Here is an 8,474-nt window from a genome sequence, read left to right as displayed (position 1 = left end):
CCGACGAACCCTCCGACCGCTGCTCCCGCGTTGGTGAACTTGTTGCCCTTGCCGTGGTTGCTGTTGCCGTTGTTGGGCCTCTGGTACGGCTGCTGTGCCTGGTGTCGGGCGAAGTTGCGGGCCTGCGCGGAAGCGCTCGGGCCGCCGTTGCGCTGGCCCGCGTTGTTTGAAGCCACAGGTTCCTCCTGGTCAGGTCAGTGGGTGCGGCGGACGATGAGCCATGCGGTCTGTGTGCCGAGCAGGAGCAGCAGCCACCAGACCTCCAGCGGCCCGGCGAGCGGACCGACCGCGACCGCGAGCGCCACCCACCCCCCGGCGAGAGCCGAGACGGCCGCGAGCGTGATCCGCCACGCGAGCGCCGATCCGTCGGCGGGGTGGCGGCGCTGGACCAGGGCGAACCAGACGAGGGGCGCGAGCGCGGCAGGGGCGAGCACGAGAGCCGCCCACCACGCGAGCGTGTGCAGTACGGCGGTGAGCACGAACGCCAGTAACGCCAGCCCGGTCGGGGCGAGCGCACGGCGGTGGTCCCACACGAACAGCGCGAGCGCAGAGGCCGCGCGCCCGGTCAGAGAGTGCCGGTGCTCCGGCACGACGACGATGTACGGCTGCCGTCCGCGGCCACGTTGGCGCGGGATACGGACGGTCTTCAGGCTGGCCATGAAAGGCCCCTTCCAGGCTGGATGTTGGGGTGGTGGTGCGTGCCCCGGGCGGGAGTCGATCCCGCGCCCTCACGGCTGACTGCCGGGGCTGTTGTGCGCCGGTCAGCGGCGCCGGGCCGCCTCTTCACCGACGTCGTGCACGTCGAAGCCGTGAGCCGCCGCGGCCTCGATGAGCACGTGCGATACGAGCACCGCCGCCTGCCAGAGCGGGTCGCTGTGATGCTCGCGGCCAGCCGTCTGCACGACGTCCGCGATGGCGCGGCACCTGTTCATCGCCTCGGCAGCCGCGCCAAGAGCGTCGTCAGCAGCAGAAGCGGCGCGGTATTCGTCCTGGTTGCGGAGCCAGGACGGTGTTCCGGGCATGTGGTTCCTCCTAGTCGTAGAGCGGATGAGAGGGCACTCCGGTCCTCAGAGGTCGAACAGGCCCGCCGGTTCCGGCGCTTCGTTCCGGGCGAGGTTGCGGGCCGCGGCCCGCTGCCGGGCGAGCGCGCCCGTGTGGCACTGCGGGCACCACGCCAGCAACCGCCCTGCGGGCACGGCTGCCGCGACCGCGGGGGTGAGTAGCAGGTCGGCGGGGGCTGCGATGAGCCGGTGGTTGTCTGCGGTGCGGTGGCAGCGCATCCCGCTCTTGGCGTGCTGCGAGCCGCACACGCCGCCGGTGCAGTGGCAGCGGTACCCGGCGGCCTCCATGACGGTCTGCCAGACAGCGGAGACTCCGAGGGGCGGACGGCGGGTCATCACTGCCCACCTCCCACGGCAGGGGGAAGAGAGTCCCCGCGGATCTCGCGGACCCGGGCTGAGACCCAGCCGACGGACCAGCCGGTCTCCTCGGCCATCTGCCGGACCGTCCTGCCCTCCCGCTCGCCAAAGCGGACGTGTTCACGGGCGGACGGCTCCGAGAGCTTCTCCGACGCAATGCCGTTCACGGGGACGGCCGTGAGCGCGCGCCGCTCGCTGCTGTTCACGGACGCAGACACGGGGTGTTCACCGCGCGGCGCCGCGTGTTCACGGCCGTCCCGGTCCTCGCGCTCGCGCGGTTCGTGAACAGTGCGCCCGGCAGCCTCCCGGGCCTCTTGTTCACGGCGTTCACGCTCGGCGCGCTCGCGGTCGTGCCGCTCACGCTCCTGCTGTTCCGCGCGCTGCCGGTCCTCCCGTTGCTGCTGGTCACGGCGTGCACGCTCCGCGGCTTCGCGGTCCGCACGGCGCTCGGCAGCCTCCGCCGCGAGCCGCTCACGCTCCAGGCCGGCTGCGTGCTCGCGCTCCTCCCTGCGCTCTTCCCGTTCACGCTCGGCGCGCTCGCGTTCACGGCACTCTGCGTGTTCACGAGCCTCGCGCTCCGCTTGTTCACGCTCGGCGCGCTCGCGTTCACGATCAGTCCGGTCCTGTTCACGGTGGGCCTCAACAGCGGCCCGTGAACGCTCCTTCTCCGCGGCCCGTGAACGTTCGATCTCATCGAGACGGGCAGAGATCTTGCGCCGGTAGGACAGGCCCGCCTCCGCGGTGGTGATCAGCAGCAGCGGGGCGACCGCATGCACGGCGACCCCCACCACATCACTGTCGAGCGCGGAGTCCCCGACGTTCAGCAGCAGCGTGAACAGACCCGTCATCCACCGCAGGACCGCCGGCCATCCCCCGGTGCTGCCCCCCAGCCGGGAAACCGTCGCGTCCAGCCGGATCACGATCACCACAGCGATATCGACGACGACCGGGAGAATCGGAGCTGTCCACTCCCACCCCTGCGGCGTGACCCGCTGCACGAGCGGAGTCACCGTGAGGACGGAGTACAGAACGGCCCCCGCGGTGATCGTCCATGTGCCCGCGCCGAGTGTCCTCTCCGCGCTGCGGATCTGCTCAGCCGTCATGGCAGCGGGGGCAGTCATGCGCCCACCTCCGGCCCGCTCTCGCTGCCAGGGAGGGCCACGGCCTCAAGCCAGGACTTGCCCTCCGCGAGCGCAGCGTGGGCCTGGTCGGCGGTGACGTACCCGGCCACCGGGTGCTCCGCGAGACGCTCCCGCAAGTACTCCGCATTCCAGGCCGGACCCATGCCGGGCCCTTCCTCGTCCAGGACGGAACCGAGGGCGATCCGGGCGTGCACGGCACGGCTGTTCAGCAGACTGTCGTGCGCCTCACAGCCTCCGACCGACGCCGGGTGCGGGATGTCGAGCGCCTCCAGGACCGCGGCGAGCAGGTCACGCACGGGCTCAGGCAGCGCAGTCACCGCACACCACCCTCGGGTGCGACGACAAGGAAGCGGTCCGTATCCAGGTCCATGACGACCGAGGCACTCTCGCCCTGCTCCCGCAGTTCGGCGGCCCGCTCCTCCGCAGGCCAACTACCGCGCGGGTGACCGGCAGGGAAGCTGTCTAGGACCTCGCGCCCACTCATGCCGCCACCGCCGCATTTACCACGGAGCCGCGTGCCGTCTGGCGCGTCCGCCTCCGTCGGGCCATGACTCGCGCGTCCCTCAGCGGGCTCGTACGCAGCAACGTCTCAGCAAACGCCGCGGCTCGCGGGTCCGACTCCCGCAGCTCCGCGAGCACCTCGCGCGCCACGTCCAACCGCGCCGCCCGATCGCTCTCCGACTCGTGGCCGGGACCGGCGAACAGCTCCGGATCTACACCGAACGCCAACTCCGCGAACTCTGTCGCGGTAACAGCTTCACGACCAGCAACGATGCACCTCATGGGTCGTCTCTCCTTAGTCGACGGAACGGCCCAAAACAGCGGCCCCGGTGTTCGAGCACCGGGGCCGCGCGCCGTTGTGGAACTGGGAATTCCAGCTCCCCGCGCCCCTGTCCGTACGCCCTCACACGGGGCGTGGAACGGACGGACAGGAGAGGCAGCCAGCCGCAGCGTCAGCGCCGCGAACCCAGAAGACGGACCGGTGATCTGCGCACAGGCACCGCCAGCCGGTCCATCACGGCGACGCCCAAAGCATTCGTTGACACACGAGAACTCCCGAAGATCGAAGGACAAGAATCAGCACTGCAAGAGGGACCCAAGTCCCCACACGCCGGCCGTTGCTCGCGGTCACCGGGCCACCTCGCCAGTACGGGCCGAAGCCCTGTTCCACCTGGCCTTTAGCGGGATTGCAGCGTCCCCGCCCTCTGCTGTACGTGCAGGTCAAGCACTTGCGAACACGGCTGAAGAAGCCCTTCCGGGCTCACTGCGATGTCGCGATTTCAGATTGACCTATGTCAATCTGACTGTCAAGAGAGTGTGGAAGAGGATCAGGGATTGACCTAGGTCCGGTTACTCTCGACGTCATGGACCAGAGCCCCGAAGCGCCCAAACAGACGCCTACGGCCAAGGAGATCGCGGCCAGGTTTCGCGAAAGGATCGCGGGCCCCGATAGCGAGTACGAGCCGGGAGACCAGCTCCCAGCCGCTCGCAAGCTCGCCAAAGAACTTGGCGTGCAACTCATGACCGTTCAGAGCGCGTTTGGTCAGCTTCGAGACGAGGGCTTGGTCCTCACTCAGCAGGGCCGCGGGACGTTCGTCCGCGATCCTGCTGTACCCCTCGGTACCGAGCCGGGCAGCAGCCCCGCATTCAGCGCCTTGGCGGCAGAACTCAGCACGATCCATGACGCCCTCCACCTGCTCGGGGAGCGTCTAGACCGGCTTGAGCGGCTTGTGGGCAGCGAGACTCCGCCATCGCCGTGAGTTCGCCCGCACGCCTCAGCAGTCGTTCGGCCTTCACGCGCGCCTCGCTCAAACTCGCTTTGAGTAAGGCAAGTTCAGCAGGAGTAATGCCTTCCAACTCGCCGCTTCGCTCAGTGATCCCTGACATGCCAATCAGCATGTAGCCGCGAACGACAGAGGACCCGGACAGACTGTCCGGGTCCTCTGTCCATGCAGATCAGGGAATTTAACGACTCGTCACCGAACAGCCTCATCAACTGTGTCGAGCACTGCCGACCACGGGAGCGTGCGCCCCTTCGGCGCTTCCCGCGGCTCGTACAGCGGCCACACGTCCGGGCCCTGGATGACGTGCACGCCGCCGGCGCGAAGGGCGTCGATGTGGCGCTGCCATGCCGGGTGGCGAGCGTGCGCCGCGTTCACCCGAGGGAAGACGACGACGGGCAGTTCGAGGGTGCCGATAGCCTCGCCCACTTGCGTCAGTGCCTGGTTGTCCATCAGGCCCGTCGCGAGCTTGGCAACCATGTTGGCTGACGCGGGGGCGACCACGTAGCAGTCCACCAGCGGGTGCGGTCGGGCCTCGCCGGGCGACCGCGGCTGATCGCGCACGGGGAGTCCGGTCAACTTCTCCAGCCGTTCGACCTCACCGCTCAGCCGTAGCCACTGACCCGCGGTCGGCGTCAAGGTGACAGCAACCTGCCATCCACGGTCTATCGCGGGCTCGACCAGACCAGTCCGCAGCGCTTCCAAGCCTCCGGCTGCTGATCCAACGACCCCCAGAACTCCGCGCTTGCCTACGCTCACTGCACCGCCCTGCATCGTTGAGCCATCACAAACACCTCGGATGAACGCGAGCCACCCGTTACCGGAGACTGCTTGATCAGGTCTCGCAGCGTCTCGCGCACCCTGGGATTGTTGCGCACGAGCTGCGGTGATGTGTGCTCAGCGGTTCGGAGCTCCGCGAATGCCTCATCACCCTGCCCGCCGAGCGACAGGGCGCGCGCGAAGTCGATTCGGTGGGACACACTTCGCTCTTGCGGCATGTGGTCGACGTTGATCCGGCCGTGTTCCACCACGTACGACACGTTGTCCAAGTCCAGCTCGATGGAGAGACGGTGAAGCAGTACGTTCGTGGGGCCAAACCCGGTGTGCCAGTAGTTCCCATCCGACCCGAGGCCATCCGCGAGTTCTTCCGCTCGGTCCAGCAGGCCCGTTGCGGTCGACCGATCCTGGTGACGTGCCGCGGCCACGGCGGCGCGCAGGTGGATCATTCCCAGGAGGCTAAGCGCCGCGGGGTCGTTGTCGGCTACCTGAGACGACAGCCACGCGGCAGCCGCGTTGCCCAGTTCCAGCGCGTCGTCATACCGGCCGTTGGCCAACAAGGCGTGCGTTCCAGCCCGCGCGGCTGACGCCAGCACGAGCGGGTCGTCCGACTCATCAGCGGCACGCATAGCGCGCTCGGCAGCGAGCCATGAGACGTCCGATTCGCCGATCTTCGCGAGCGTCGTCGCTGCGAGGTGGTGCGTACGAGCCGAGACTGCCCAGCAATCGCTACGGTCATCGCCCCGCCGTGCCGCACGCTCCTCCAACTCCTGGGCAGTCAGGAGGAGCGCGGGCAGCACGGCAATGACGTTGCCGAGCCGCCCACCCTGGTAGTCGTTCCACGCGCGTTCGACCCGAACGGCTACCGGTGCGGGCATAGGGAGCTGCACCTCAGCCTGAGGGCCGAAGAGTAGACGCGACAGGCGGCGCGGACTCATGAGCGCGTCGCGCACAGCCGGCACGTCGTCTTGCTGCCTCTCATCCTCCATGAGCACCGTCTGGCCTAGAAGATCTCCGAGGGGAACGCGCAGGATGCGCGATAGCTCCGCGAGCATGTCGATGCGGGGCGGCTTCCGGCGACCCGTTTCAATCTTCGCCAACCAGTCGGTGCTGTAGCCGACGAGTCCAGACAGAACCTCTTGCGTGTAGCCGCGACGCTTGCGGTAGAACGCGATCCGCTCGCCGATGCTGAGGTGATCTCCGAGACCACGCATTGCGTGCTGCCTCCTGCTGGTTGTGGGAGCCGATTTCACGGTACCGAACCGGTGATCCTGGTAGCTAGCCTCGCCCACGAGCAGGGCCAGTAAGAGCGTGCGGGACCTCAAGCAAAGGGACCCGGACAATATGTCCGGGTCCCTGAATCTGGTGTCTCCCCCAAAGAGAGGCCGCCAGGGGCGCCCGATGACCTGTCTGTACGGCGCCCTGGAAGGGATAGCTTCACCCTTCGTCCGAGCCCTGATGGAACTTCAAACTTATCTCAAGCCTGACTTAAAACTCACGATCAATCCCAGCGTTGGCCTCCCTGACAAATTCGAGGAACTGTCGCACCATCTTTTCTAGGTGACTCCTAGGAGCTGGCGGCTCCGTCCACTTCTCGCAGACCCTGCGAGCGATCTTATTTTTGTCTGGCACTGAACTTCTACCACTCTTCTTACTCTCCAGCTGAAGCGGGTTTCTCCATTTCTCACCTTGCCAGACCAAAGGCTTAGCCTGCGGGTGAATTTCAGCGACTGCCGATTTCAGAATGTCCGGTGGAACATAGTTCTCGATGGTGTAGCCGTCCGTAATCCACGCAAAGCCGCCAACTAGGCTACCGTTGAACTCATCCCGAACTCGCTTCTTTGTGTCATTGATAGGCATGCTTGCATAGGTCTTATCGCTATCGATCAAAATAGCAAGCTGCCTATTCAGACGGCGCAGTTTGATGAAGTCCGTGACTTCATCATCTGCCGAAGTTAGTTGATTGAGAAGCCCACCCCCATAGAACATGATGGAATAGTGAAGCCCTTCGACCAAGTCACTCGCGTACCATTCAATCCAATGCTTCAAATAGATCCGATCCGAAGGACCTTCAACCCAAAGTACAGCATTCGTTTGCAGAAGGTCGGAAGGGCGATATCCTAGATCTGAGCAGATATTCGAAAGCGCCGCAGGACTCTGGGCGGGGGTGAGTTTCGTCCTTTGCCCATCATGCCAAACATGGATAACTGAAGCTTTTTGATAGTCAAGCAAATGCGCAGAGTGGGTTGCGATAACATACTGGTTACTTGTCTCGTTGGCCAGGTATCTGATGAACTTTCGCTGGAGTAGTGGGTGAAGGTGCACTTCAGGCTCTTCGATACACACGACAGTATTCTCTAGGACGGTCGCAGCAACAGCGAGAATGACTACCTGATGGATGCCGGTTCCGAGGTGACTCAGAGGAAGCATCTTCCCAGCATGGTGGACATTTAGAGTAGTTGCGTTGTGTTCCACCTCAAGCTGCGCAAGATCATCATCTAGTACATTCTTGAGAAAACGATTGACTGCCACGAACCTCGCCGAGTCTTCATGGTATTTTTCCGCGCTTGGGTTTTGGAGCCGCTGCAGCTTACTCAGCAGCCCAAATCCTTCATGTGATCCTTCCTGAGTCATCCCATCAATGATCGGCTGGATCTGGCGGAAGGATTCAATAGTTTGCACGGGAAACTGTGTATTCACTGGCTGCAAAATCGCCTGAAAAATTGTCTGTGCATTAGTGCGCCCGGCGGACAATCGGGGGCCCTCAGAGTACCGGTTTGACACCATCTGAGTTAGCCCGACCAAATCCCCCATCTCGTTAATGATCTCATCGAATTGAGTAGGGATAATTAGGCGACTCTCATCAAATTCAATCCACACCAAACCGTTCCCCAACTTACACAGAGAGGGATGCGTAAGGAGTTTCCTTAGCGGCTCTTCAGCGTTTCGCTGCTGGGCATTTAGCCCTCTAATTACATCATCCACCGAAATTGCGAGCGAGTATCGGCACGGGAGAGTAGACGCCGCCTGCGGACGATCCAGTTGAGTCAAGCCGATGTTCCCTGACCCTGATGCTGCCATTTTCAGGAATCGCAGGAAGTTTGATTTCCCTGCATTGTTTTGACCTGCGAGCAATGTGACAGTGCCCATTTTCCCGCTGTACTGCATCTCTTCGTCAAAGCTTCGATAACCGGAGATACCCAATCCCTGGAAGATCAATTCAGGCACAGTGACCCCGGTTCCTTGAGTGCGGCTCTGCAAGGTGCAACGCAGCGATCGAGGCAGGATAGCTGTGCTAAGAGCTAGGCATCAGGTGTTGTGGCCAATGAGTGTGGCACTCTCGACGGCCTCCGAGT

10 protein-coding genes are annotated in these 8,474 nt (G+C 64.4%); 1 reads left to right on the top strand and 9 read right to left on the bottom strand.

All coding sequences use genetic code 11. The features are described 5' to 3' along the window. Positions 1-194: 194 nt before the first annotated feature. The 6 genes from ACFVH5_RS42725 to ACFVH5_RS42700 form a co-directional block, all read right to left on the bottom strand. Positions 195-659: a hypothetical protein gene (locus ACFVH5_RS42725; protein ID WP_385839075.1), complete on the bottom strand. Its 465-nt coding sequence runs from the start codon at positions 657-659 to the stop codon at positions 195-197. A 102-nt stretch (positions 660-761) separates the two neighbouring features. After that, positions 762-1,022, bottom strand: coding sequence for a hypothetical protein (locus ACFVH5_RS42720; RefSeq protein ID WP_385839074.1), 261 nt, complete (start codon positions 1,020-1,022; stop codon positions 762-764). A 45-nt stretch (positions 1,023-1,067) separates the two neighbouring features. Continuing rightward, entirely contained in the window at positions 1,068-1,397 is a 330-nt protein-coding gene (locus ACFVH5_RS42715; RefSeq protein ID WP_385839073.1) for a hypothetical protein, read from the bottom strand. Further along, positions 1,397-2,539, bottom strand: a complete 1,143-nt coding sequence (locus ACFVH5_RS42710) for a DUF2637 domain-containing protein (protein ID WP_385839072.1) — start codon at positions 2,537-2,539, stop codon at positions 1,397-1,399. Before ACFVH5_RS42710 ends, ACFVH5_RS42715 begins: the two co-directional genes overlap by 1 nt. Continuing rightward, on the bottom strand, positions 2,536-2,877 hold the full coding sequence (locus ACFVH5_RS42705; protein WP_385839071.1) for a hypothetical protein: 342 nt from the start codon (positions 2,875-2,877) through the stop codon (positions 2,536-2,538). Before ACFVH5_RS42705 ends, ACFVH5_RS42710 begins: the two co-directional genes overlap by 4 nt. After that, positions 2,874-3,044, bottom strand: coding sequence for a hypothetical protein (locus ACFVH5_RS42700; protein WP_385839070.1), 171 nt, complete (start codon positions 3,042-3,044; stop codon positions 2,874-2,876). Before ACFVH5_RS42700 ends, ACFVH5_RS42705 begins: the two co-directional genes overlap by 4 nt. Positions 3,045-3,924: 880 nt before the next feature. On the opposite strand from ACFVH5_RS42700, the gene ACFVH5_RS42695 reads away from it, so the two are divergent. Further along, positions 3,925-4,320 carry a GntR family transcriptional regulator gene (locus ACFVH5_RS42695; RefSeq protein ID WP_385839069.1) on the top strand — a complete coding sequence of 132 codons (396 nt, stop codon included), beginning with the start codon at positions 3,925-3,927 and terminating at the stop codon, positions 4,318-4,320. A 216-nt stretch (positions 4,321-4,536) separates the two neighbouring features. Here ACFVH5_RS42695 and ACFVH5_RS42690 read toward each other — a convergent pair whose 3' ends face one another. The 3 genes from ACFVH5_RS42690 to ACFVH5_RS42680 form a co-directional block, all read right to left on the bottom strand. Beyond that, entirely contained in the window at positions 4,537-5,046 is a 510-nt protein-coding gene (locus tag ACFVH5_RS42690; protein WP_385839068.1) for a flavoprotein, read from the bottom strand. A gap of 50 nt (positions 5,047-5,096) precedes the next feature. Further along, positions 5,097-6,332 (bottom strand): helix-turn-helix domain-containing protein, encoded by a 1,236-nt coding sequence (locus ACFVH5_RS42685; RefSeq protein ID WP_385839067.1) that lies wholly within the window; start codon positions 6,330-6,332, stop codon positions 5,097-5,099. A 274-nt stretch (positions 6,333-6,606) separates the two neighbouring features. Then, positions 6,607-8,346, bottom strand: coding sequence for an ATP-dependent endonuclease (locus tag ACFVH5_RS42680; RefSeq protein ID WP_385839066.1), 1,740 nt, complete (start codon positions 8,344-8,346; stop codon positions 6,607-6,609). Positions 8,347-8,474 lie beyond the last annotated feature (128 nt).

The sequence above is a fragment of the Streptomyces sp. NPDC127119 genome (assembly GCF_042677425.1).
In the GTDB taxonomy this organism is placed as follows: Bacteria; Actinomycetota; Actinomycetes; order Streptomycetales; family Streptomycetaceae; genus Streptomyces.
This window is presented reverse-complemented; position numbering and strand designations above follow the sequence as displayed.